This is a genomic window from Aggregatibacter valvarum (genome assembly GCF_980468985.1).
Genome location: NZ_OZ413141.1, coordinates 1,327,478 through 1,353,562, shown reverse-complemented (window position 1 = coordinate 1,353,562; position 26,085 = coordinate 1,327,478). Strand labels below are relative to the sequence as shown.

The following is a 26,085-nucleotide window of genomic DNA, read 5'->3' as shown; positions in this document are numbered from 1 at the left end:
ATTTTGACCGCACTTTTAATGACTAACGCTCATGCCGGCGCGTATTTCCTAACGCGTGTCCTAGAAAGTAAATAAAGTGCGGTCAGTTTTTGAGGCATTTTTTCGTAAAATTAGGCACACGCGGGGAAGCGTGTGCCATCGTCATTTTTATTTAAATTAATAGTTAATCGATAAAATTAATTCTTGAGAGGATAAGCATCTTGGTAATATAGCTTCTGGATGTTGTTTACCTGACGTAATGTTAGATCTTTCAACTATATACTTAGCTTTTTGGTGGCAAGTACTAACTTTATTTTCTTCTATATATTGGTCAAAATTTCTAGCTGAACTCAATAAATTTTGAAGATATATTCCACCCTGAGATGTATCATATGCAGATTCGTTTATAGCACAAGAATATAAATAAGCTTGTTGATTAATAGCTTGTTGAATTCTTCCCTCATATATTTTTCTAGCAGATTCTTTTGAGGATTCGGATAAATCGTAGCTATCCATAGAAAAATTAGCTGAAAGAGCTACAGTATTAGAAACTCTACAGCAATCAAAGATACTAAGTTGCTTAGGAGCTAAACCAAATAGCTCTGACTCATTAATTAGCTTTCCATCAGACAATTCAAGAATCGTTTCACGATTATATCCTCCATGCCCACTAAATAATGTAATTACATAATCAGGAGACTCTTTTTTTATTCCATTTATTGCATCTCTAACTGTTTTTAGATCAGATTTTTCAATGATAATAATCTCACTTCTATACCAAGCACCGCCCTGATTTGATAATAGAAATTTTTGGAAATCTAATAAATCTTTCTGTACGCCAAATAACCCATTTGAGTTTCCGATTAAAAGAGCTTTACGCTTCATGGTTATATCCTCTTAGATGTGTTTCAACTAATTCAACAAATTTAGAATCATAAGTATCTATGTTTTCATTTGGGATGGTTGGATCTCTCCAGTATTTAGAATGTAATCTGACCCAATCTTTAACAGCTAAATGCTTTTCCATTTTCTGAATATTATGTTTATAAAATCCTGAAAATTTTTCTAGATAATTAAATACCAATGTTCCATAGACTTCATACCTTAATGCTTTTTCATCATTATGATCATATGTACTTGTCCAGCAGTTAGTAAAATGAGGGTTCTCAAGATAAGGATATTCCAAGGCTAGTTTTAATAACTCACTTAACTCTTTATCTAGAGAATCTTTCATTTCTTTTTTTCTTTGAAAAAAATTAAAAGCAATGGTAGATACAACTGAAACAAAAATTGAAACAAAAATTGAAATAAAGGTTGATATTATTGTGGTATCAATTTCCATATTTAGGCTCCTGTTAGAATTATTGTAATTTATCGTTGAATACTATACCTATTTCATCGCAATTCCAAGCCATTTCATCATCTCTCTTTCATCCCAACCTTTACGTTTGGCATAATCTTGAGCTTGGTCTTCATCAATGCGACCAAGTGTGAAATAGTTGCTTGCAGGGTGGGTGAAGTACCAACCGCAGACGGAAGCTGCCGGCCACATGGCGTAGCTTTCGGTGAGTTTCATGCCGATGCGTTGTTCTACCTTTAATAAATCCTCAGATAGCGCGCGTCTTCTGACGCGTGCTTTTAACCCAAAATAAATAACCTAAATTCATTAATGAAAATAGTGAAAATCTGAATCAAATGAAATTGATGTTCTGGACTCGCGTTAGGAAACGTGAGTTATTGTGGGAATACAAAGCTTTTTCATGGATTTTTTAGAACAAGTTAATCAATGCATAAAATAAATGCGCATTGTCTTATATCAAAAAAATAGCTCGGGAGAAACGAGCTATTTTCTATCTGCTCTATCAGAGAAGTGCGGTCGTTTTTTCTGTTATTTTTGTGGCACTTCTTCTTGGCAATAGGGGCATTCCATTAAATGTTGTTCGCCATTATGCACAATAAAATGCCCCATTTTTTTGGCTTTGGTGTCCAGATATGCCGTGTTGTAGCGATTTTCACCTACGTTTAGCGGTACGCGTTCCATCACATTAATACCGGCTTGTTTCATGGTGTCAATTTTTTCCGGATTATTGGTCAGCAAGCGAATTTTTTTTACGCCAAGCAAATCAAAAATATCGGCACACACACTGAAATTCCGTTCATCGGCGGCGAAGCCCAAAGCAAGATTGGCTTCAATGGTGTCCATGCCTTGATCTTGCAGGGAATACGCGCGGATTTTGTTAATTAGCCCAATGCCTCGTCCTTCTTCACGATGATAAATTAATACGCCGCGTCCTTCTTGATTAATTTGACGCAACGCGGCAGCCAGTTGGAAACCGCAATCGCATTTCAAACTGTGCAATGCATCGCCGGTTAAACATTCGGAATGAATGCGTGCCAATACAGGCTCATCACTGTTGCGAATATCGCCTAAAACGAGAGCAACGTGTTCTTTTTTAGTGTCCGGAAATTCAAAGCCCACGATTTTAAATAAACCGAATTCTGTCGGTAAATTGGCTTGGGCGACCAGTTCAATTTTTGCCATAACTTGTCCTTTTGTCCTGATTCTTTTTCTTTTAGTGAGTTCTGATGATAAAATGGCAGTCCGATTATCATTTATGGTTATAAATATGTTAAAAAGATTGTCATTATATACATTATTGCTTTGCCTTGTCCCTCTTTTTGTCTGGCTGTCCGCTTGGCAGTGGAATGGCAATATCGTCTTCGAGAGCTACGAACATCCTTTATATTGGTTAACGGAAAGTGGCAGTGTGCCTTACGCCATCATTACTTGCGGCGTCTTTGCGTTGCTATTTTTACCATTATTTTTCAATCGTAAACAATGGATTTTAGCTGTTGCTGTTATGGCTTTTTCCATGGTTATTACCCAAGGTGTGAAATCCGGCTTAAAAAATGCCTTTTCCGAACCGCGTCCTTTCGTGACGTATGTCACCGAACAAACCGGCAGCAGTGCCGATGCGTTTTATGCACAAGATCGTCAAGCACGAGCGCAAATTGTTGACCAATTCTATCAAACACAACGTAATGTGCCGGAATGGATCAAGGGGCATTATGCTGCAGAAGTTGGGTATTCTTTTCCTTCCGGTCATACTATTTTTGCTGCCAGCTGGCTCATGTTGGCGGTGGGCTTTATGCAATTAATCGGTAACAAAAGCCGCCGTGCAAAAGTATTGGTCGGTTTTATGAGCCTTTGGGCGATTTTTATGCTCATCAGCCGTTTACGTTTCGGTATGCATTACCCGATTGATTTGTTGATTTCTATTATGATTGCTTGGCTCATTCATTTAGGGATTTTTCAATTTTTGGCTAAGAAAAATTATTTTAAGCCGGTGGATCACTAATTTTTAGCCAAAAGTGCGGTTGTTTTTTTAGGTATTTTTAAAAGGAGAATCAAATGCTGTACGGATTAGATATCGGCGGAACCAAAATTGAATTGGCGGTGTTCAATTCTCAGTTGGAAAAACAATATTCCGAGCGTGTGGAAACACCGAAAAACTGTTATGAAGATTGGTTAAATACCATTGTCCATTTAGTAAAAAAAGCCGATGAAAAATTTGGTTGCAAAGGGTCTGTGGGATTAGGCATTCCGGGGTTTGTCAATCAATCCACCGGTATTGCGGAAATTACCAATATTCGCGTGGCGGACAATAAGCCGATTTTGCGTGATTTATCGGCGTTGTTGGATCGTGAAGTGCGGGCTGAAAATGATGCAAACTGCTTTGCCTTATCGGAAGCATGGGATGCAGAAAATGCGCAGTATCCTTCTGTGTTAGGCCTAATCTTGGGAACCGGATTTGGTGGCGGTTTTGTGATTAACGGAAAAGTTTACTCAGGTCAAACCGGTATGGCAGGCGAATTAGGGCATTTACAACTGAACTACCACGCATTAAAACTGCTCGGTTGGGATAAGGCACCGATTTATGATTGCGGTTGTGGCAACAAAGCTTGTTTGGATACCTATTTATCCGGCCGTGGTTTTGAAATGCTATACCGTGATTTGAAAGGCGAAGCGTTAGCGGCAAAAGAAATCATTCAACGTTTCTATGCCGGTGATAAAAGTGCGGTGGATTTTGTCGGTATTTTTATTGAGCTTGCGGCGATTTCTATCGGCAACATTATTACGGCTTTCGATCCACATCTTATCGTTCTTGGTGGGGGATTATCCAATTTCGATTATTTATATGAGGCGTTGCCAAAATCATTACCGCCACATTTAATGCGCAGCGCAAAAGTGCCTATGATCAAAAAAGCCAAATATGGTGATTCCGGTGGTGTGCGTGGCGCGGCAGCGTTATTTTTATCGCGTTAATCTGTTAATCTTTCCCGTTAAATAAAAATAGCACCTAAAATGGTGCTATTTTTTATCGGTTATTTGGCTTCCGCCTATGTATTAACTAAGGCTTCCGGATCCGCTTCGCCGGAGCGTTTAACCAATGCGAAGAACAACACGACACAAACAATCGTTGTCGCAAAGCCGAGGTAAACGGACAATTGATAGTCTAAACCGAAACCGATTTTGTTGTAATACAAATAGGTTGCACAGACAGTAGTAATAAACCATGCAGGGATAGATGCCACCCAGTGGAATTTATGATAGCGGTATAAATAAGCTGCCGCCGTCCATAACATTACCATTGCCGTCATTTGGTTTGCCCAAGTGAAGTAACGCCATAACACGCTGAAGTCGATGGTTGAAACAAAATAACCTAATACGAACAATGGCACGGCAATGAACAAACGTTTTGTCAATGAACGCTGATCAATGTTGAAAATTTCCGCTAATTGTAAACGTGCCGCACGGAATGCCGTATCCCCAGAAGTAATTGGAAGTACAACGACACCTAACACTGCAAAGATACCCCCAACGAAACCTAAGAAGTGTAATGAGCTGTCATATACCACTTTAGAAGGTGAGCCTGCGCTGATCGCATCTTGTAACGCTTGCGGGTTCTCATAGAATGCAAGACCAACCATACACCATACTAATGCAATAATACCTTCAGCAATCATCGCACCGTAGAAAATGAAACGACCTTCTTTTTCATTTTCAGCACAACGCGCCATTAATGGGGTTTGTGTTGCGTGGAAACCGGATAATGCTCCACACGAAATGGTTAAGAACAATAATGGCCAAATCGGCACATCGCCTTTCACTTGGAAGTTTTGTGTAAATTTATCCCAAGTTAAGCCTTGACCATCTGCGTCAACGGTACGGAAGAATTCGATAGGATCTACTGCACTGAAATGGGCAGACACTAAACCGTACACCATACCCACAGACATGAAGAGCAATAACGCACCAAAGAGCGGATAAATACGACCGATAATTTTGTCAATTGGTAACAAGGTTGCAAGAATATAGTAAGCAAAAATAATCGCTGTCCATACAGAAACGACTGTTGCTTTGTCCATTCCCCAAACACTCAAACCACCGGCTTCAACAGCCTTATGAACCGCTTCGGTATCACCTAATTGCAATGCGCCTTGAGATGCGCCCATGATGTCCATGGTGATCGTACCCATTAATTGCGCCGGGCTTGCAACGAAGACCACGCCAACTAATAAAAGAAGAATAAGCGCTAAAACGTTGATAAAGACTTTTACTGGACGCCCTAAGAATTTACCGGCTAAGTAAGGCATGGTTGCACCACCATGACGAATACTTAACATCCCGCAGAAATAGTCATGTACGGCACCGGCAAAAATACATCCGATAACGATCCACAACATAGCGACAGGTCCGTATAACGCACCAAGAATCGGACCGAAGATCGGACCGGTACCGGCAATGTTTAATAATTGAATTAACCAAATTTTGGTTTTAGACATGGGCATATAGTCCACGCCGTCATTGATTTGGTAGGCCGGCGTTTGGCGCTTAGGATTAATGACAAAAATCTTTTCAATGATTTTGCCATAAACAAAGTAGCCTAAAAGCAGCATCAAAATACAGAAGAAAAACCATAACATATGAGAGTTCCTATATGAAGAACCGGTTACAACACAACAGGTTCAGATTGATATTTAAACGATTTACTCAAAAGTGAGTAAGGCGGCGCTATTGTAGGGTGGTGGGCGAATGATGTAAACAGACAGCAATCTATCGTCGGGAAATATCTTTTTGAAATGTGATGGCGGTCACGTTTTTTATTATAGCCGCTAACGTCTGGCTATAAAAACCATACGCTATGCGTATGGAGCCAAAATTCAACATATAGGACGATTATTTAACCCCTCGTAGCGTGCAACTTGTTGCACGAATAATTAACCTCGATGCGTAATTCACGATTTCATACGTAGCGTGCATCTTGATGCACGACCAAATTACGCACGGAACGTTATTTAACTCTTTCGGGCATTTATGATTTCGTGCAACAAGTTGCACGCTACGATTCACTAAAACAGTGATATGAAAATAAACACGATTACCGGTTTTCACAAGCCTCTTTAGGGCTTGTGAAGTATAGGCCCTTATAGGGGAGCCTAAAAACCGCACGTTTTACGTGCGGATTGTTACTAGAGTTGGTGGGAAAGATGAAAAGGCGGTCTGATTCTTTTTCGCAACGAAAAATGCCGCCAAAAAGCACCGCACTTTATAGTCTAAATGGATTCACAGCCAACGTGTTAAATGCAATTCCACAATATCTACAATGTGTTTTAAGAAGGTGGTGTCTTGTCCGTTATGGAATCGAGCCGTATCTCGGGAGGTGAATAATAAAAGTGCGGTCGGTTTGTGACTTGTTTTGGCGCCAAGCAGACAAATTGCCACGGAGCCAATGGGAAATTCTTCCGGCAGAAACATCAGGTGTTTTTCTTTGTTGCTTAAATCGCCCAAGTAAAATTGGCGCAAGCCGAGACGTTCCAAGCGAATCAGTTCAAACGCCTTGCGATCAATCCAATATTGTTCGGGAATGGTTTCATTTTTTTGCCACGCATCTCGAAACAGCAATATTTTTGCACCGTCCAATTCATAGGACTGCGCCCATTGTTTCAGTTTTTCTTCGCCCCGTTGGAAATCTTCCGCTTGAAACAATTTCTTTTGTAAAGGCATGAGTGCGTAGAAAATGTCTGCCTCTTGATAGGCAAGTTGATGGAATTTTTCCAAGAATGCCGTCAGGGTTTTGATGTGTTGGCGTTGCTGTTCCAACTGTGCTTCAACCAAAGATAGCGTGCCTTTTTGCGGATGAACCACAGATAGTTTGGCGAGCAATTCGGGGTGGGTAGTGAAAAAATCGGTGTGTTCACGCAAATAAGTAATGATGTTTTGTTCCTGCTCATTCATAAAAAACTCTCCAAAAAAGAACCGCACTTTGATACTTCAAAAGTGCGGTCATTTTTCTATGTGTTTTTACGCAGCAAACGGATCTTGCAAAATCATGGTTTGTACACGATCCGGTCCGGTTGATAGGATAGAAACCGGTACGCCGGTGACTTCTTCGATACGTTTGATGTAATTACGGCAAGTTTGCGGTAATTGATTCACATCAGTGACACCGAAGGTATTTTCTTTCCAACCCGGCATAGTTTCATAAATTGGCTCAACACCTTCCCAGTCTTTCGCGGCAAGTGGTGCGTATTCTACAATGTCGCCGTTTGGCATTTTGTAGCCCACGCAGATTTTCACTTCATCGAAGCCATCTAACACGTCTAATTTCGTCATGCAGAAACCGGAAATAGAGTTTAATTGAATTGCGCGACGAATGGCGACCGCGTCGAACCAACCGCAACGACGTGGACGACCGGTGACCGCACCAAATTCGTTCCCTTTACGGGCAATTTCTGCACCGACTTCATCAAACAATTCGGTCGTGAATGGGCCGCCACCCACGCGGGTACAATAGGCTTTGATGATACCCAACACATAATCCAAATTACGTGGACCAAAACCGGAACCGGTAGCAACGCCACCGGCAGTGGTGTTGGAGCTGGTCACATATGGATAGGTACCGTGGTCGATATCCAACATGGTGCCTTGTGCGCCTTCAAATAAAATGTTGTCGCCATTTTTACGGGCGGTATCTAAAATGGTGGTGATGTCGGCGACCATGCCGGTGATAATATCAGAAACGGCGAACACGTCATCTAAGGTTTTTTGATAATCAACCGGTTCGACTTTGTAGTAGTTCACCAATTGGAAGTTGTAGTAATCAAGGATATTTTTGAGTTTTTCGGCAAAGGCTTCACGATTAAATAAATCGCCCACGCGCAAACCGCGGCGAGCGACTTTGTCTTCATAAGACGGGCCGATACCACGACCGGTGGTACCGATGGCTTTTTTGCCAAGTGCCGCTTCACGGGCGTGGTCCATCGCAACGTGGTAAGGCAGAATTAATGGGCAGGCTTCGGAGATCAATAAACGGTCGCGTACGTTCACACCACGGTTTTCTAATTCGCCCATTTCTTGCATGAGGGCAGCTGGGGAAAGTACAACGCCATTACCGATTAAACAGGTGACGTTATCGCGTAAAATACCTGATGGAATTAAACGTAGAACGGTTTTTTCACCGTTGATGATTAAGGTGTGACCGGCATTATGACCGCCCTGATAACGAACCACATATTTGACGCGGTCGGTGAGCAAATCAACGATTTTTCCTTTTCCTTCATCGCCCCATTGCGCGCCGAGAACAACAACACTTTTACCCATAATTTTCCGCCTTTTTTAAGCTAGTTTATAAAAATCAACGGTTGCTTACTTTACTCTTTTTAACCTTTGATCTCAATGAGATTTATGACTATTTATTGGCTAAAATAACCGCTCTTTTCGGGGCAGGATAGCCTTCGATGGTTTTGCTGTGATCTGCCGGATCGAGAAAATCAATTAAGGATTCATTTTCTAACCAATCGGTTTTCCGCTGTTCCTCTAATGAGGTGACGGCGACATCCACACAACGCACATTTTTAAAGCCGGTTTTTTGTAGCCAATGAATCAATGCAGCAACGGACGGAATGAAATACACATTTTTCATTTTCGCGTAGCGATCCATCGGTACCAACACCGTGTTTTCATCCCCGTCCACCACTAAGGTTTCGAGCACCAATTCACCGCCATTAACCAGTTGCGCACGCAGTTGGGAAAGATGATCTAGGGGCGATTTGCGGTGATATAGCACCCCCATAGAAAACACCGTATCAAACGCGGTAAGGGGTTGCATTTGCTCAATGCCAAGTGGAATCAAGTTGGCGCGACGATCGTCATTTAAGAGTTTGCGAACCGCTTCAAATTGGCATAAGAACAATTCTGTCGGGTCGATGCCCACCACCATTTTTGCGCCTTCGCCCACCATGCGCCACATATGATAGCCACTGCCGCAACCCACATCTAAAATCGTGCGATCTTGCAACGGCGCTAAATGCGGTAGCACGCGATCCCATTTGAAATCGGAGCGCCACTCGCAATCCACATGAATGCCAAGCAAATGATAAGGCCCTTTGCGCCATGGCATGAGTTGTTTTAAATGGTGAATAATGCGCTGACGTTCGCCATCGGAAAGCGCAGAATTGCACTCAGATTTGACCGCACTTTTAAGATCAATACGGGAAGCCGGCAAGTGCGGTAGAAATTCCACGACTTTTGCCCATTTGGCATATTCCCCATGGGTTTGCTGTTGCCATTGTTTCATTTGTAATGGCAAGGTTTCCAACCAAGGGGAAAGGTGGGTCGTGGCAATTTGTTGATAAAAAGGACGAAAATCGATCATATCGTTATCTCGGTGAATTAAGGTTACAGCGCATCATGATACGCTTTTTGAGCTTTCTCAAAGGTGTCGGTAATCGCGGCATCCGGTTTTGCGGACAGTAGTGACACAATAATAATCGCGATGGCGGCGAACATAAAGCCGGGAATCATTTCATACACTTGCGCCCATTCGCTTTCTTGCGGTAAACATTCTTTCCAAGCAAATACGGTTATTGCGCCGGTGAGCATGCCCGCCATGGCACCGGAAGAGGTCATGCGTTTCCAAAAGAGTGAAAGTAAAACTACCGGACCAAAGGCGCTACCAAACCCCGCCCAAGCAAATTCAACGAGTTTCAACACCTTACTGTTTTGGTCTTGTGCAATCCAAATGGCAACGGCGGCAATCACCAACACCATGATGCGACCTAACCAAACCAATTCTTTTTCAGACGCTTTCGGGCGGATATAGCCTTTGTAAAAGTCTTCCGTGATCGCACTGGAAGAAATTAACAACTGGCAACTTAAGGTGCTCATTACTGCGGCAAGAATGGCAGAAAGCAAAATACCGGCAATCCATGGGTTAAATAATAATCGGGATAATTCAATAAAAACTTGCTCAGGTTCATAGTTTACCAAAGCGGCGGAAGCGGTGTTTGCATTTGCATAGAAATAGGCCATACCAAAGAAACCGATGGCAACGGCTCCCACCAAACAGAGTACCATCCAGGTCATGCTGATTTTGCGCGCTTTATTGAGGGAGCGCACAGAGTCTGCCGCCATGAAGCGAGCGAGAATATGCGGTTGTCCGAAATAACCTAAGCCCCATGCCGCAAGGCTTAACAAGCCCATAATGGTGGTGCCATGGAATAAGTCGGTAAATTCTTTTTGCGCGCTCATTTCCGCTTGTTGCACGACGCTTTGTAAGTCGTCAACGCCGCCGATAGAAATCACCACAAAAACAGGGGTAAGCAATAAGGCGAAAATCATCAGCGTGGCTTGAATCGTATCCGTCCAACTCACCGCAAGAAAGCCACCGATAAAGGTGTAGGCGATGGTGGCGAGCGCGCCGTACCAAAGTGCGGTGGAATAATCAATTGAAAAGAGGTTTTGGAATAATTTTGCACCCGCTACCACGCCTGAGGCGCAATAAATGGTGAAGAACACCAAAATAATAGAGGCGGAAACGATTTTTAACGCATTGTGACGCGTGCCAAAACGGTGATGAAAATACTCGGGCAGGGTTAAGGCATTATGATTGAATTCGGTGTAAACCCGTAAACGTCCGGCAACGAAGAGCCAGTTTAAATAGGCTCCCAAAGTCAAACCGATGGCAATCCAGCCCTCGACTAAACCGGATAAATACACGGCGCCCGGCAATCCCATTAATAACCAACCGGACATATCCGAAGCACCGGCAGACATTGCTGTGACGAAACTGCCTAAGCGGCGACCACCAAGAATGTAGTCGGATAAATCTTTGGTGTAATAATAAGCGGCAACACCAATGCCAATCATGCCGAAAATATAAATAGTAAATGTAACAATTGTCGGATCTAAACCAAACATCCTATCAATCCTAAAAATAGTTCTTATATTCAAAAAAAGGGGAGCATTTTACCTTATTTGCCCCTGTTATTCTATTTTCCTTTTCGTTAGACTAATCGGCAAAATCAATTACAACGACATTTTGGATAAGATATTTTATGGATTCTGTTGAATTATTGGTCAATGTGACACCAAGCGAAACGCGCATTGCCTTAGTGGAAACCGGTTTGCTCAAAGAAGTGCATATTGAACGCCAAGGCAAACGAGGTATTGTGGGAAATATTTATAAAGGCCGCGTCACCCGTGTATTACCGGGAATGCAATCGGCATTTGTGGACATCGGGCTGGAAAAAGCCGCTTTCTTACACGCGTCAGATATTGTATCGCACACTGAATGTGTGGAAGAAAGTGAACAAAAGCAATTTGTGGTGAAAGACATTTCCCAACTGGTACATGAAGGGCAGGATATTGTGGTGCAAGTGGTGAAAGATCCGCTTGGCACGAAAGGTGCGCGACTCACCACGGATATTACCTTGCCTTCCCGTTATTTAGTATTCATGCCGGAAAATAGCCATGTGGGCGTGTCACAACGCATTGAAAGCGAGGAAGAACGTAATCGCTTGAAAGAACTTACTTTGCCTTTATGTGATGAATTGGGCGGTTTTATTATTCGTACTGCGGCCGAAGGGGCGACTGAACTGGATTTACAACAAGATGCCGATTTCTTAAAACGCTTGTGGCGAAAAGTGTTAGAGCGTCGTGCGAAATACCCAACTCGTTCTATGCTTTACGGCGAATTGGCGCTGACACAGCGCATTCTGCGCGACTTTATCGGGGGCAAATTGGATCGAATTCACATTGACTCCCGACTTTGTTTCAATGACGTGAAACAATTCACCGAAGAGTTCATCCCCAACCTCACCGACAAACTGATTTTATACACGGGAAATCAGCCGCTCTTTGATGTGTACAGTGTGGAGAAGGGGATTCATCACGCGTTAGATAGACGAGTAAATCTCAAATCCGGTGGCTATTTGATCATTGAGCAAACAGAAGCCATGACCACGATCGACATCAATACAGGTGCATTCGTAGGGCATCGTAATTTAGAAGAAACCATTTTCAACACTAATATCGAAGCCACTAAAACCATCGCGCAACAACTTCAACTGCGCAATCTCGGCGGCATGATTATCATTGATTTCATCGATATGCAAAGTGAAGAACATCGCAATCGCGTGTTGGAATCCTTGCAAGATGCCTTATCGCGTGATCCGGTGAAAACAAACGTGAATGGCTTCACGCAATTAGGTTTGGTAGAAATGACCCGTAAACGTACGCGGGAAAGTTTGGAACATGTATTGTGTTGCGAATGCCCAACCTGCCAAGGCCGCGGACGGGTAAAAACCGTGGAAACCGTATGCTACGAAATCATGCGCGAAATTATCCGTGTGCACCATTTATTCGCCAGCGAACAATTTGTGGTTTATGCCTCCCACGCGGTTGCCGACTATTTAATCAACGAAGAATCCCACGGTTTGTTAGCCGAGTTGGAAGTCTTTATTGGCAAACAAATCCAAGTAAAAACCGAACCATTTTACACACAGGAACAGTTTGATGTGGTGGTGATGTAAAAGTGCGGTGGGAAAACAATCTATTTTTTGAACGTTTTAGCTTTTGCGTCATCGAATGTTGTTTTTTCCCTCACTACAATAACTGTCCTGAGCAACGTATCGTTGTATTGGGATAACGCAATTTAATTCTTATCCCCGACAATATGTTGGGGATTTTTACATAACAATGCTGAGAAACAATATGGCAAAAGAATCCAAGACAATGCACTTTCAATTAGAAATTTTACGTTTAATTCCCAAACGTAGTTACATCAGCACGCATGAAATCCAACAGAAGCTGGAAGATATGGGATTTTCTCGCGATATTCGTAGCATTCAACGTCAATTAAAAAGCCTGTCTGAACAGTTTGATATTGAGTGCAATACTCTCAGCAAGCCTTACAGTTATCGCTGGAAAGAAAATACCAAAGGGCTGGATTTGCCGATTTTAAACGAGCAACAATCCTTGGTGTTAATGTTGGCGAAGCAATATTTAAAAGGCATTTTGCCTGCAAATATTCTCAATTCGATGGAATCCTTTTTTAAGCAGGCCGAATATAACTTGGTCTATGATGCCAATAAAAAATCCGGTTCCGAATGGCTGAACAAAGTGGCGATTGCGCCAACCAGCCAACCGTTATTGCCCGCCAAAATTGATCCCGAAATTTTTGCTCAAATCAGTACCGCACTTTATCAAAATCGATTTTTACAGGTGCATTATCGAAGTATTCACGGCAAAGAGCACAAAGCACAAGTTAAGCCACTTGCTTTGGTGCAACAAGGCCCGAGTAGTTATCTCGTCGCGCAATATGAACATGGTGATATTTTGCATCTTGCTTTGCATCGTTTGCTTGAGGTTACTGTGAGTACCATGCAATTTGATCGCCCGGATTTTAATTTGAAAGCTTATGTTGAAAGCCAAAAATTCGGTTTTAGTTATGGCAGAAAAATTCGCTTAACGTTCAGAGTGGATAAAGCGATTGGTGGATTTTTGACAGAAACGCCTTTATCGGTTGATCAAAATGTAAAAGATTACGGTAGTGAATACGAAATTTCCGCCACGGTCATTGAGAGTGAAATGTTGAACTGGTGGATTGCGCATTTTGGCGAAAATTATCAAGAAATTGAGCGTGTATATCTTGAGGATATTTCCTAACGACACACATTGTCGCTTTATGTTTTATGATGAAGCCATCAACAGAGAGGACATTAAGATGAATCCTTATCAATCACCTGATCAAGCGGAAATATTTTGGGCATGATAGCGAAAGATAGACGGATTGATGAGATTCTAAAAATGAGAGGAGAGAAAAAGCATGACAGCGAAAAATAAACCAATTTGTGTCGTATTAACCGGTGCGGGGATTAGTGCTGAAAGTGGCATTCCTACCTTCAGAGCGGAAGACGGTTTGTGGGCAGGACATAAAGTCGAAGAAGTTTGTACGCCGGAAGCCTTACAAAAGAACCGTGCGAAAGTGCTCGATTTCTATAATCAACGCCGCAAGAATGCTGCCGCAGCTAAACCCAATGCAGCCCATGTTGCATTGGTTGAATTAGAAAAAGCCTATGATGTCCGCATCATTACGCAAAATGTGGATGATTTACATGAGCGAGCAGGAAGCTCAAATGTGTTGCATTTACACGGCGAATTAAACAAAGTGCGTAGTAGTTTTGATGAAAGTTATATCGTGGATTGTTTTGGTGATCAGAAATTAGACGATAAAGATCCAAACGGACATCCGATGCGCCCTTATATCGTCTTTTTTGGTGAAATGGTGCCGATGCTAGAACGAGCCATCGAGATTGTAGAACAAGCGGATGTGGTATTAGTGATTGGCACCTCTTTGCAAGTGTATCCGGCGAATGGTTTGGTTAATGAAGCCCCACGCAATACGCCGATTTACTTAATCGATCCTAATCCCAATACCGGTTTTGTACGCAAGCAAGTGATTGCAGTAAAAGAAAAGGCAGGGGAGGGAGTGCCAAAGGTAGTGGCAGAGTTATTGGAGAACGTGAAAAATACATAAAAAAACGACCGCACTTTTCATGTAAATATCGAGTTTAGTATCGCTATATTGCATGGTTTTGCGGTTGATAAATTAATGAGAAATATATGCACCCAGTAATCGAATTTTATTTAGAACAAAGAAAAAGCCAACATAATTTATCTTTGCAAGATATGTGGTCAATGCCAAAAAAAATGATTGGTGATGCTTATTTTTATATTCCTTGGCTTTTACCCGTAACAGAGAGTTCAAAATGGAATCGTTCCGTACCAGTTTTTAAGGAAGAAGATCGCGCTTTTTTATTGGAGATGAAGCAATTCAAAATAAATATTTACATTCTATTGATTTTATTCTGGATTACTTCTGTTTATATCGTGAAGATAATCAAGTATTCCCAAGACCTGAATTAACTGAACGTAAAGTTTGGCTACGCAATATTGGGCATGAAAGTAAGAAGATTTCTCGTATTATTCGTAGTTTAAATTATTGTGGTTATCCTGAGTTGGCTAAAAGTTTACAACAACTGGCGATAAAATTAGGTCAAGAAAAAGGTGTAATTCAAGAAGAAACAATGGAAATTTGGATAAATCTACTTAAACAATAAGGACAAAATGATGGTAACAGAAGATTTTAAAAAAGTGGCAGTATCCTTCGCTGGAGGAGATGGCGGAAATCCTAACTCAGATGTTTGGTTTTGTGGGTTAGAATGGGGAATTGGCGATGAAAGCTCTTCGGATGATTTTTATGAGAAGTTTAGTTTAAGCCCTAAATTAATACCGCACTCTTGGTTAGAAGATGATTTTGATGGTAGTTGGACTGCTCAATATAATAGAAAAATATGTTGGTTTTTGTGGTACTACTACAATTTAGAGTGGAAAAATGGAGAAAGTGCGGAGCATTTTGTTAAAACCTATAATGTGCTTTACCCACAAGGTATTGGTTTTAAATTAAATATGCTACCAATCAATTTTAAAAATAGATCATCGATTAAGTGGAATGAACAATTCATTAAGCTGACTGGATTTGAAACTTTTGATGAATATAGAAATTGGTGTGTTGAAAATCGAGGTGCTTTTTACCGTCAACTTATAGATGAATGTAATCCTAAAGTGATTATTTGCACGGGAGTGACAGAAAAAGATAACTTCTTTAAGTTTTTCACTGGAGAAGCCGTATACGAAGCTAAAGAGTTAGAAGAATTTAATATATTCTATCGTAAGTATAAGAATACGTTAATTTGTGTTTGTCCATTTTTTGGTGGCGCGAGTGGTATCAATTCTTATGACAAAATGGAAACATTAGTTGCTTCGGTAAAAGAATTATGTAAATAACGTTTTTACCAAGTGTAACGTTGATAGGTAAATAGCGACTTCGGTCGCTATTTATCGTTATTCCCCTTGCTTAAGCATATGCATAATAAGCCTAATGAGCGTTTCTTTTTGTTTCGGATCAGATTCGGCAACTAATAATGTGAGTGCAGCAAGCCCGGTATCATTGATAACCGGATGGCCATTATGATCAAATAAACGCCCATTTCGATGTAAGAAATCCACAAATAAAAATGCTCCGCTACGTTTATTACCGTCTGAAAAAGGATGGTTTTTGACGACGAAATATAGTAAATGTGCGGCTTTTGCTTCAATGCTTGGGTAGGCAGGTTCACCAAACACACTTTGATCTAAATTGCCTAAAATAGCAGATAAGCCATCATCTCGTTCACGTCCAAACAGATCACTTGCTTCGCCTTTTGCCATAAGTTGTGCTTTTAACTCGGCCAATGCAGAGCAGGCTTCGGAATACGTGGGCAACATCCCGCCTTGCTGAGTTTTTGGTTCGGCAAGTAAACCTTCATCATATTGTTGTAGCCATAAAAACGTATGCGTATAACGGCTGACAATATCCACTAATCCACGACCGCTTTCTAGTGTTAATGCTGAGGAATTTGCCGTTTTTTGAATAAGTGCAAGCGCTTGTTCCAGTTCATGTGCGTTTTGCTTTAAACGCTGTTGGTTAATGGTATAGCCTTGAGTAAGGTACTCTTTTAAACGAGCGGTTGCCCAAATTCTAAAATTTGTTGCCGATTTAGATTTCACTCGGTAGCCAACAGAAATAATTGCATCCAAATTATAATGTTTCACTTTACGAGTAACCTGTCTTTTTCCTTCTTGGCGAACTACCGAGAAATCCTCGGAGGTTAAATTTTCATCAAGTTCAGACTCATTAAAAATATTCCTTAAATGTAGGCTAATATTATCTGAGCTAGTATCGAAAACATTTGCCATCTGCGCCTGAGAAAGCCAAACCGTATCCTTTTCAAATCTGACTTCCACTTGTGTCGTGCCATCTTGCGCTTGGTAAATTTCAATTGGGTTTTGGTTATTCATATTCTTCCTTTAAATAATAAAATATCTGTATATATAAACAGGTAAATGTATGTATTGCAATACTGTATAACCTTAATTTTCAAAAAAATCTTCTCAAAAGAATTTCGCGTTAAACTTCCTAACGACACGAATTGTCGCTTATTTCCGTATCATTTTTTTATAAAAGAGAGATTTTTTACAATTCTCTCAATCCATTTATCGTCGCAATAGAGGAGAAAAATCATGCCAATGAAAGTCACTTTTAATCGAGATCCGCTTTTTGAGGATGTAAAAAAATTTGTACAACAACAAAAAATTGCGTCTTGCTCAATGATTCAACGGCGATTTAGGATAGGTTTTAATCGAGCGGGGCAAATTTTAGAGCAATTAGAAGAAGCCGGTGTTATTTCAACAATGAAAAATGGGCAGAGAAAAGTACTATGAAAAATAATTTGAACTATGCTGTGGAGCTTATCCGCAAATCGGATGGCATTTTGATTACTGCCGGTGCAGGCATGAGTGTGGATTCAGGTTTACCGGATTTTAGAAGTAGTGGGGGATTTTGGAATGCTTATCCGGCATTTCGTGAACATAACTTGAATTTTCAGGATATTGCGACACCGATGTCCTTTGAAACGCACACAGAGCTGATCTATTGGTTTTACGGACACCGTCTAGTGCAATATCGTAACACGACGCCACATGAAGGTTACCAAATTTTAAAACGCTGGGCAGCGGAAAAACCACACGGTTATTTTGTGTTTACCAGCAACGTGGATGGCCATTTTCAAAAAGCCGGATTTGAAGAAAAACGGGTTTATGAAGTGCATGGCACGCTAGAACGTATGCAATGTGTTCATGATTGCCATCATCAAAGTTGGACGGCGAAGGATTTTCAACCGGAAGTGGATAATGTTAACTTGCGCTTAATGAGTCCTTATCCGCGCTGTCCTTTTTGTGGTGGTTTAGCGAGACAAAATGTCTTAATGTTTGACGACTGGTTTTACAATAGCAATTATCAAGATTTGAAACGAACCTCCTTAGAACAATGGATTAAAGGCGTGCCGAATTTAGTGGTGATTGAACTTGGCGCAGGCAAAGCCATTCCAACGGTTCGATATTTTTCCGAACGCACGGCAAAAGCCAAGAAAGCCGGTTTTATTCGCATTAATCCGCAAGACGGTGGCGTATCAAAACATCATTTTTTAGGGCTGGATATGACCGCACTTGAGGCTTTAAAAGCAATAGATACTTTATTGAAGCAATCAGCATAAAGGAGACAATATGCAAAATGTCTGTCAAATTACCTTTTGTCAGCAAATTGGAAAAAATAAAAGGCACAATCAAGATGCGTTATTTAATGGTGAAACGGTTTTTCAGTTTAAATTAAAAACAGCGGAAAAACGCGTTGAAAATCGACCGCACTTTATCATTGGCATTGCCGATGGTATTTCCAATAGCAATCACGCGGAAAAAGCCAGTAAGTGTGTCATGTCGGCGTTGCAAAAGATTCAAACATTAAGTCGAAACACTATTCCTTATTTGCAAGATAAATTATCGGAACAGTTGGCAGACACCTATTTTGGTTCTGCAACCACATTTGTCGCGGCGGAAATTGATCAAATCAATCAAAAAGCCAAAATAGTCAGCGTGGGTGACAGTAGAGCTTATCTTATTGATGAAGGAGGAAAATGGCGACAAATTACAAAGGATCATTCTATTTTGTCCGAATTGTTAGAACTATCTCCTCATCAAAAAGAAGAAGATTTCGCCACCATTTATGGCGGTGTTTCTTCTTGCTTGGTTGCCGATTATTCCGAATTTCAAGATAAAATTTTTTATCAGGAAATTGAAATTCAACAAGGGGAAAGTTTATTACTGTGTTCTGATGGATTAACAGATGGACTTTCTGCTGAAGTAAGAGAAAAGATTTGGAAACAATATGATAATGATAAATCTAGATTGACGGTGTGTCGTAAATTAGTTGCTAAACAAAGATTTTATGATGATTTGTCAGTGGTTGTTTGTACAGTTTTGCAAAATGATTAGAAAAAATAACCGCTTGCAGTTATTTTTTTAGATATATAGCATAGTGTACCAATTTTAGATAAAACTTAAGGAATAACATGAGTAACCCAAAAGAAGAAAAAGCTAAGGTAGTGAAAATAAAAGAAATTTTAGATGTGAATTTATCTATTCCGAGCTACCAGCGCCCATATAAATGGACAATAAAACACGTTCAACAATTAATTGATGATTTACTGACGCATTTCCGTAATCAACAACAAGTTTATCGAATTGGAACCGTGGTAATACATAAATATAATGAAGAAAACAAAGAAACTCAAAAAATTGAAGAAAAGTTAGATATTGTTGATGGTCAGCAACGTTTAATTACACTTTCATTATTACTTTATTATTTGAATAATAAAAAGAAATTCAAGGAAAAGTCTTTATTAGATGAAACTATAACTCATAGTCATAGTAAGAATAATATAATTGATAATTATAATTTTATTGAGAATTATTCAATTTCTGATAAGGATGAATTTAAAACTTATATTTTAGAGATTTGTGAGATGGTTTATGTTGAATTAGATGATTTAGACGAAGCCTTTCAATTTTTTGATTCGCAAAACTCAAGAGGAAAACCTTTAGAATCTTACGATTTGCTGAAAGCTTATCATTTACGAGAAATGAAAGATAAGCCAAAAGAGATTATTCATCATTGTGTTGAACGTTGGGAGAAATCTGCACTTTCCCAAGAAATTAATAACTTAGATAAAATTATCAACTATATTCTTTTTAGATTACGCCGATGGCACTATCAAGAAAGTGGAGAAGTTTTTACATCGGATGAGCTAGAGACGTTTAAGGGCGTATCAGAAAGTGCTACCTATCCTTATCTTAGCCCACTGTTTGCAACAAAGGTTGTAGAGAAATTAGCACAACAAAATCCTATGTTTTATCATCCAAGATTTGTGAAAACAAGTTTTCAAACAATACAAACGTTAATAAATGGAGAGCAATTTTTTGATTATGTTCAGTATTATTCTGAGCTCTATGAAAAATTATTTAAAGAAGGAAGTGGGCTTGTTGATAAAGTGAAAAAAATTAACGGTAAAGATATAGAAAAAGGCGTAAATACTTTTCTTAATAATCAAGAGTATTGCTATCGAGTAGGGGATAAATATTTGAAAAATTTATTTGAATGCATAGTATTATTCTATTTTGATAAGTTTGGTGAAGTATATTTAGATGAATTTATAAATAAAGCATTTTTATGGGTTTATCGAATTCGTTTTGAATATCAGCGTATTACTTTCAAAACTATAGAAGATGAAGCTCACTCAAAAAATGGACTATTTAATCATATAGAGAAATCCTCTATGCCAATACAAGTGCTGAGATATACCTCAGTAATACGTGAAGATAAGTTTAGTAACATAGACAAGAAAATAAAGGATGTTTTTGGAGTGTAAAATGAGTAATGCTAAAGAATATGTAAAGACATTAACCATATCTGATTTATTTAATGATGAGAATAAATGTAACTATATTATTCCAATCTACCAACGTAATTATGCTTGGGGTGACGATGAAATTAGTTCATTACTTCAAGATATAAAAAATGCTTGTGAAAAAAATAAAGAACAAGATAAAAATTATTATATTGGAAGCTTAGTTGTTTATCGCCGAGACAATGGTGATTTTGAAGTAATTGATGGCCAGCAAAGACTAACAACACTTACGTTAATAATGCATCATCTTGGTAAATTAAGTTTTAGAAATGTTTCTTTTGAACATCGAGATGAATCTGAACAAGCATTATCCAATCTTAATTCTGAAAAATTACCAAGTAATTTTTCACAAGCATTAAAAACAATTAAGAAAATTATTGATGAATGGGGAAATAATAAAGATAAAATTGTAAAATTCCTTTTGGATAAAGTTGAAATTATCCGAACTGAAGTGCCAGAAGGCACAGATTTAAACCATTATTTCGAAATTATGAATACCCGTGGAGAACAGCTTGAAAAGCATGAAATTCTAAAAGCTCGTTTGATGAAAGTGTTGCCAACACCTATTGAGCAATCATTATTTGCAAAAATCTGGGATTCATGCTCAGATATGAGTCGTTATGTTGTGATGGGGTTTGATTCTGAATTAAGAGAAGTCATTTTAGGTGGTGATTGGAGAAAAGCACGTGGATTTTTTAAGACTATTTTGAATGAAAATTCTGGAAAACCTGAAAATCCTAGAGAACCTAAAAATAGTATCGTAGAACTTATTAATGCCGAGGTAAAAATAGAAAAAAAAGAACAATCACAGGATAAATATGATGGCGAATTTACTTCAGTAATTGATTTTCCTAATTTCTTAATGCATGTTTTACGAATTTATTTAGAAATGTTTGATAAGTGTAAATATTCTGCCCAAAATGATCCATGCAATGTGTCATTAGATGAAAAGTTACTATTAAAATCATTTGAAGGTAAGTTTGAAGGAAAACCTAAAAAAGTTAGAATATTTATTTATACATTATTGGTTTGTCGTTATTTATTTGATTTATACGTGATTAAATCTAATATGATTAGAACTGATTATGAAAACTGGTCGTTATGGAAAATAGTTAAAGGAAAATCAGGTTATTACTATAAAAATGCATTTGGTAGTTATAAAAATGTGTCTGTCGACAATAGTTTAGATAAAAATGATGATGAAGCACTTAATGATGCAGATCCTACAAAAAAAGTAGTGATGTTACTTTCAATGTTCCATGTTTCTAACCCATCTCGCATTTACAAAAACTGGTTGTATGCGGTATTACGTTGGTTATTTAATAATAAGGATAATATAACTTCTGATAACTATATTAATTTTCTAGAAGAACTTTGTGATAAATTCTATTTTGGTAATAACTGTCAAGGAAAAGATATTACAGAGATTATATTAGATAAAGTGGAAGTGGAATTTGAATTGAACTCAGGAAGTAAAGAAAATTCGAATGATAAAGAATGTTGGGATAGAGGGGTAAATGTTCCTAACTTTGTGTTTAATCGATTAGACTATCAGTTATGGACAAAGTATAAAAAGACGTATCCTCAGTTTAGATTTACATTCAGAAGTTCTGTTGAGCATCATTATCCACAGCACCCTTCAGAAGAACATGGGTTAGAGAGATTAGAGAAAGAGACTTTAGATAATTTTGGTAACTTGTATTTGTTATCTCAAAGTAAAAACTCTCGTTTAAGCAATTTAACACCTGAAGCTAAATGTACTTATTATCAAGATAAAAATTATGATAGTCTAAAACAGGCTTTAATGATGGAAAAAACAAAAGAGCTTAATAATTGGAAAACTGAGGAGATATTAAAGCATGGAAAAGAAATGCTCGAAATTCTAAATCAACCGCTATCTAAGGCTAATTCCTAACGACATCTTTTGTCGCACCCCTCACTAAAATACTCCTTACCAACCCAGTAAGGAGTATTTTTTATGTCCGAATATAAATTAAACCCACCAACAGTGTCTTCTTATACTGAAAATATGATGCTTAAAGTTTTATTTGAGCATAAAGGTTTTTCTGAAGTGTTTCGGGAGAGTAGTTGGCGAAGTGATGAAATTGCCAGTGCGTTTGGACTGCCTGAAGAATTAGAGAATGATAAAAATTTACGCACGGTTGCTCGTCGGCTTTTAAAAGAGCGGTATAAAACACTTCAAAAATCTACCGCACTTTTACCGGAGTTATGGAAACAGGCGTATGAAAATTTGGCAACGTTGGCAGAATTTTTGCAGCTGAATCCCGTTGAACAGGAACTTCTTCGCTTTGCCATGCATTTACGCAGTGAAGGGCCTATGCGAGATTTGTTTGAGTACTTGCCGAAATCGGATTTACAAAGAACGGCGGCGATCATGGCGGATTTACTTAAACAGCCGAAAAATCAGATTCTATCTGCCTTAAAGAAAGGCAGTAAACTCGATGCTTATGGCCTGATTGATCGCGATTATCGTCCCGATAGTGTGCATGATTATTTAGACTGGGGCGAAACCTTAGATTTTGATGAATTTGTGACACAACCATTAAACGAAAATGTCCTATTAAAATCTTGTACGGAAGTCGCTCAAGTGCCAAGTTTGCAGTTGGTTGATTTTGCCCATATTGCCGGCATGAAAGAGATGATGTTGACCTATTTGCAACAGGCACTAAAACATCATCAGAAAGGCGTGAATCTTTTAATTTATGGCGTGCCCGGCACCGGTAAAACCGAATTTGCCGGATTGCTTGCACAGGCATTAGGGATTTCGGCGTATAACATTACTTACATGGATTCTGACGGAGATGTTGTGAAGGCAGAGCAACGCCTGAACTACAGTCGTCTTGCGCAAACGTTATTGAACGGGAAGCAGGCGCTTTTAATTTTTGATGAAATTGAAGATGTGTTTAACGGCTCGTTTATGGAGCGTTCTGTTGCACAAAAAAATAAAGCGTGGACAAATCAGTTGCTGGAGAACAATAACGTGCCGATGATTTGGTTATCCAATTCGGTACACAGCATAGATGCGGCTTTTTTACGTCGCTTTGATTTTGTGTTTGAAATGCCGGATTTGCCGTTAAAAAATAAATCGGCGTTAATTTCGCAGCTGGCATGCGGTAAATTAACGGCGGAATATGTGCAGCATTTTGCCAAAGTGCGGTCACTTTCGCCGGCGATTTTAACGCGCGTGTTTAATGTAGCAAATGCGGTTGATAACGGTAAAAAAGCCTTTTCTGACGTTTTGATTACACTGTTTAATGAAGCCCTACAGGCACAAGGTAAAAAGAAAATTGAGCCGTTGGTGGAAAGTAAACTGAGTTATCAGCTTGAGTGGGTTTCCTGCAATGAAAATATTCATAAAATCAGTGAAGGATTAATACGAACCAAGAAAGGTCGAATTTGTTGTTATGGTCCGCCGGGCACAGGGAAAACCGCTTGGGCTAGTTGGCTTGCCGAGCAGTTAGATATGCCGTTGTTGCTTTGCAAAGGGTCTGATTTACTCGATCCTTATGTGGGCGGAACAGAACAAAAAATTGCGGAGGCATTTGAATCGGCGAAGCGTGATAATTGTTTACTAGTGTTGGACGAAGTGGATACATTCTTATTTTCACGCGATGGTGCAGAACGTAGTTGGGAGCGTTCTCAAGTTAATGAGATGTTGACACAAATTGAGCGTTTTGAAGGCTTAATGGTGGTTTCAACGAATTTGATGAATGTGCTGGATCCGGCAGCATTACGGCGTTTTGATTTAAAATTAAAGTTTGATTATTTAACACCTCAGCAGCGGTTAGATTTTGCTAAACAACAAGCAGAAAAATTGAATTTAGGGGAGTGGAATGAAACCCATTCAAAACGTCTCCTGGAGTTGAACTTACTCACGCCGGGCGATTTTGCTGCTGTTGCTAGACGACACAATTTTTCATCCTTTGAGAATCTAGAAGAGTGGTTAGAAGCCTTGTGTGGCGAATGTCGTGTGAAGCCGGCGTTTTCCCGTAAAAAGGTCGGTTTTTAATCGTTGCTATATTTTGATTTATATAGACAATATTCTAAACCTCGTTATTGGGGGTTATTGCATTTAGGACGATTTATTAAGGAGAACACATGATTTATTTTTCAGATAAACTTATTACGCCCCGCCGGAAGATATTAGAGTGGTGATTGAGCGACAGTCTTAAAAAAACACGGCGAAAAACATCGTGAAAAACCACCGCACTTTCTTGCGCTAAAAACGGTAAAACAACAGGGCTGAAAAAGGAAAGCTTGTGGTATAATCCGCAAAATTTCTCATTTTCTTAATTTATGAAAAAAATCGTTTTATTTCTCTTTTTATGCTTCATTCTACTTGCCGGCGCCGGCTTTTGGGGATATCAACAACTACAACAGTTTGTACAGCAGCCTGTCAATGTACAAAAGGATCAACTTCTTACCGTAGAACGTGGCACAACCGGTAATAAATTAGTCACGTTATTAGAACAAGAAGGTATTTTGGACAGTGCCGCATTATTGCCTTGGGCCTTAAAATTGCACCCGGAATTGAGCAAAGTGAAAGCGGGCACTTATTTGTTGGATGATGTGAAAACCGTAGAAGATTTGCTGAAATTACTCAACTCAGGCAAAGAAGCGCAATTTAACGTGCAATTTATTGAAGGCAACACCTTTAAAAATTGGCGAAAACACCTCGAAAACGCACCGCACTTAAAACAGACCTTAAAAGATAAATCCGAACAAGAGATTTTCCAGTTATTGGCACTGCCAAAAGTCTCAAAAGCCATTGATGAATGGATGAAAATCGACGGTTGGTTGTATCCGGATACTTATAATTACACGCCGAATTCTACCGACTTAGAACTGTTGCAACGCGCTGCAGAACGCATGAAAAAAGCGTTGGATAAGGCATGGAATAATCGGGATAAAAATTTGCCGCTAGCCGATCCTTATGAAATGTTAATTCTTGCGTCCATCGTGGAAAAAGAAACCGGCATCGCCGCAGAGCGTCCCCAAATTGCCTCGGTGTTTATTAATCGTTTGAAAGCCAAAATGAAGCTTCAAACCGATCCGACAGTGATTTACGGCATGGGTGAGGATTACAACGGCAATATTCGTAAAAAAGATCTCGAAACGCCAACCCCTTATAACACCTATGTGATTGACGGTTTACCGCCAACACCGATTGCCATGCCAAGCGAAGAGGCATTACAAGCCGTGGCGCATCCTGCGCAAACGGAATTTTATTATTTCGTTGCCGACGGCACGGGCGGTCACAAATTCAGTCGGAACTTGAATGAACACAATAAAGCGGTGCAGGAATATTTACGCTGGTACCGCCAACAAAACGGAAAATAA

The 26,085-nt window shown here is 39.6% G+C and carries 23 protein-coding genes and 1 pseudogene; 14 read left to right on the top strand and 10 right to left on the bottom strand.

Annotation, left to right across the window (positions count from 1 at the left end; all coding sequences use genetic code 11):
• Positions 1-156: 156 nt before the first annotated feature.
• The 4 genes and pseudogenes from AC30SF_RS06355 to ribA form a co-directional block, all read right to left on the bottom strand.
• On the bottom strand, positions 157-864 hold the full coding sequence (locus AC30SF_RS06355; protein ID WP_223894099.1) for a caspase family protein: 708 nt from the start codon (positions 862-864) through the stop codon (positions 157-159).
• Positions 854-1,321, bottom strand: coding sequence for a hypothetical protein (locus AC30SF_RS06350; protein ID WP_489607919.1), 468 nt, complete (start codon positions 1,319-1,321; stop codon positions 854-856). Before AC30SF_RS06350 ends, AC30SF_RS06355 begins: the two co-directional genes overlap by 11 nt.
• Positions 1,322-1,369: 48 nt before the next feature.
• A pseudogene (locus tag AC30SF_RS06345) lies at positions 1,370-1,600 on the bottom strand (vitamin B12 dependent-methionine synthase activation domain-containing protein); the annotation flags it as partial.
• Between the two features lie 267 nt (positions 1,601-1,867).
• Entirely contained in the window at positions 1,868-2,521 is a 654-nt protein-coding gene (gene ribA / locus AC30SF_RS06340) for a GTP cyclohydrolase II (protein ID WP_489607918.1), read from the bottom strand.
• A 73-nt stretch (positions 2,522-2,594) separates the two neighbouring features.
• On the opposite strand from ribA, the gene AC30SF_RS06335 reads away from it, so the two are divergent.
• Together AC30SF_RS06335 and nagK are read left to right on the top strand one after the other, a co-directional pair.
• Entirely contained in the window at positions 2,595-3,338 is a 744-nt protein-coding gene (locus AC30SF_RS06335; protein WP_489608312.1) for a phosphatase PAP2 family protein, read from the top strand.
• A 53-nt stretch (positions 3,339-3,391) separates the two neighbouring features.
• Complete coding sequence (gene nagK / locus AC30SF_RS06330; protein WP_489607917.1) at positions 3,392-4,306, top strand: N-acetylglucosamine kinase; 915 nt, start codon at positions 3,392-3,394, stop codon at positions 4,304-4,306.
• A gap of 74 nt (positions 4,307-4,380) precedes the next feature.
• Here nagK and AC30SF_RS06325 read toward each other — a convergent pair whose 3' ends face one another.
• The 5 genes from AC30SF_RS06325 to putP all read right to left on the bottom strand — a co-directional run bounded on the left by AC30SF_RS06325 (position 4,381) and on the right by putP (position 11,242).
• Positions 4,381-5,967: a carbon starvation CstA family protein gene (locus AC30SF_RS06325; protein ID WP_489607916.1), complete on the bottom strand. Its 1,587-nt coding sequence runs from the start codon at positions 5,965-5,967 to the stop codon at positions 4,381-4,383.
• A 640-nt stretch (positions 5,968-6,607) separates the two neighbouring features.
• Positions 6,608-7,279 carry a DUF484 domain-containing protein gene (locus tag AC30SF_RS06320; RefSeq protein WP_489607915.1) on the bottom strand — a complete coding sequence of 224 codons (672 nt, stop codon included), beginning with the start codon at positions 7,277-7,279 and terminating at the stop codon, positions 6,608-6,610.
• A gap of 66 nt (positions 7,280-7,345) precedes the next feature.
• Positions 7,346-8,644 (bottom strand): adenylosuccinate synthase, encoded by a 1,299-nt coding sequence (gene purA / locus AC30SF_RS06315; protein WP_489607914.1) that lies wholly within the window; start codon positions 8,642-8,644, stop codon positions 7,346-7,348.
• An 88-nt stretch (positions 8,645-8,732) separates the two neighbouring features.
• Positions 8,733-9,698 (bottom strand): tRNA 5-methoxyuridine(34)/uridine 5-oxyacetic acid(34) synthase CmoB, encoded by a 966-nt coding sequence (gene cmoB / locus AC30SF_RS06310; protein ID WP_489607913.1) that lies wholly within the window; start codon positions 9,696-9,698, stop codon positions 8,733-8,735.
• A gap of 23 nt (positions 9,699-9,721) precedes the next feature.
• On the bottom strand, positions 9,722-11,242 hold the full coding sequence (gene putP, locus AC30SF_RS06305; RefSeq protein WP_489607912.1) for a sodium/proline symporter PutP: 1,521 nt from the start codon (positions 11,240-11,242) through the stop codon (positions 9,722-9,724).
• Positions 11,243-11,379: 137 nt separating this feature from the next.
• Between putP and rng the strand changes: the two genes are divergently transcribed.
• The 5 genes from rng (at position 11,380) to AC30SF_RS06280 (ending at position 16,171) form a co-directional block, all read left to right on the top strand.
• Positions 11,380-12,855, top strand: a complete 1,476-nt coding sequence (gene rng / locus AC30SF_RS06300) for a ribonuclease G (protein ID WP_311463256.1) — start codon at positions 11,380-11,382, stop codon at positions 12,853-12,855.
• A 181-nt stretch (positions 12,856-13,036) separates the two neighbouring features.
• On the top strand, positions 13,037-13,990 hold the full coding sequence (locus AC30SF_RS06295) for a helix-turn-helix transcriptional regulator (RefSeq protein WP_489607911.1): 954 nt from the start codon (positions 13,037-13,039) through the stop codon (positions 13,988-13,990).
• Between the two features lie 160 nt (positions 13,991-14,150).
• Complete coding sequence (locus AC30SF_RS06290; RefSeq protein WP_489607910.1) at positions 14,151-14,861, top strand: SIR2 family NAD-dependent protein deacylase; 711 nt, start codon at positions 14,151-14,153, stop codon at positions 14,859-14,861.
• 86 nt (positions 14,862-14,947) lie between these two features.
• Positions 14,948-15,250 carry a hypothetical protein gene (locus tag AC30SF_RS06285; RefSeq protein ID WP_489607909.1) on the top strand — a complete coding sequence of 101 codons (303 nt, stop codon included), beginning with the start codon at positions 14,948-14,950 and terminating at the stop codon, positions 15,248-15,250.
• 204 nt (positions 15,251-15,454) lie between these two features.
• Complete coding sequence (locus tag AC30SF_RS06280; RefSeq protein WP_485862255.1) at positions 15,455-16,171, top strand: hypothetical protein; 717 nt, start codon at positions 15,455-15,457, stop codon at positions 16,169-16,171.
• Positions 16,172-16,228: 57 nt separating this feature from the next.
• Here AC30SF_RS06280 and AC30SF_RS06275 read toward each other — a convergent pair whose 3' ends face one another.
• Positions 16,229-17,224: a virulence RhuM family protein/type II toxin-antitoxin system death-on-curing family toxin gene (locus AC30SF_RS06275; protein WP_489607908.1), complete on the bottom strand. Its 996-nt coding sequence runs from the start codon at positions 17,222-17,224 to the stop codon at positions 16,229-16,231.
• 222 nt (positions 17,225-17,446) lie between these two features.
• On the opposite strand from AC30SF_RS06275, the gene AC30SF_RS06270 reads away from it, so the two are divergent.
• The 7 genes from AC30SF_RS06270 to mltG all read left to right on the top strand — a co-directional run bounded on the left by AC30SF_RS06270 (position 17,447) and on the right by mltG (position 26,085).
• Positions 17,447-17,647, top strand: coding sequence for a DNA translocase FtsK (locus AC30SF_RS06270; protein ID WP_489607907.1), 201 nt, complete (start codon positions 17,447-17,449; stop codon positions 17,645-17,647).
• Positions 17,644-18,477, top strand: a complete 834-nt coding sequence (locus tag AC30SF_RS06265) for an SIR2 family NAD-dependent protein deacylase (protein WP_489607906.1) — start codon at positions 17,644-17,646, stop codon at positions 18,475-18,477. Before AC30SF_RS06270 ends, AC30SF_RS06265 begins: the two co-directional genes overlap by 4 nt.
• Before the next feature lie 10 nt (positions 18,478-18,487).
• On the top strand, positions 18,488-19,252 hold the full coding sequence (locus AC30SF_RS06260; protein ID WP_489607905.1) for a PP2C family protein-serine/threonine phosphatase: 765 nt from the start codon (positions 18,488-18,490) through the stop codon (positions 19,250-19,252).
• A 77-nt stretch (positions 19,253-19,329) separates the two neighbouring features.
• Positions 19,330-20,685, top strand: coding sequence for a DUF262 domain-containing protein (locus AC30SF_RS06255; RefSeq protein WP_489607904.1), 1,356 nt, complete (start codon positions 19,330-19,332; stop codon positions 20,683-20,685).
• Position 20,686: 1 nt separating this feature from the next.
• Positions 20,687-22,639, top strand: a complete 1,953-nt coding sequence (locus AC30SF_RS06250; protein WP_489607903.1) for a DUF262 domain-containing protein — start codon at positions 20,687-20,689, stop codon at positions 22,637-22,639.
• A 63-nt stretch (positions 22,640-22,702) separates the two neighbouring features.
• Positions 22,703-24,754 carry an AAA family ATPase gene (locus AC30SF_RS06245; protein ID WP_489607902.1) on the top strand — a complete coding sequence of 684 codons (2,052 nt, stop codon included), beginning with the start codon at positions 22,703-22,705 and terminating at the stop codon, positions 24,752-24,754.
• Between the two features lie 287 nt (positions 24,755-25,041).
• Complete coding sequence (mltG, locus tag AC30SF_RS06240; protein WP_489607901.1) at positions 25,042-26,085, top strand: endolytic transglycosylase MltG; 1,044 nt, start codon at positions 25,042-25,044, stop codon at positions 26,083-26,085.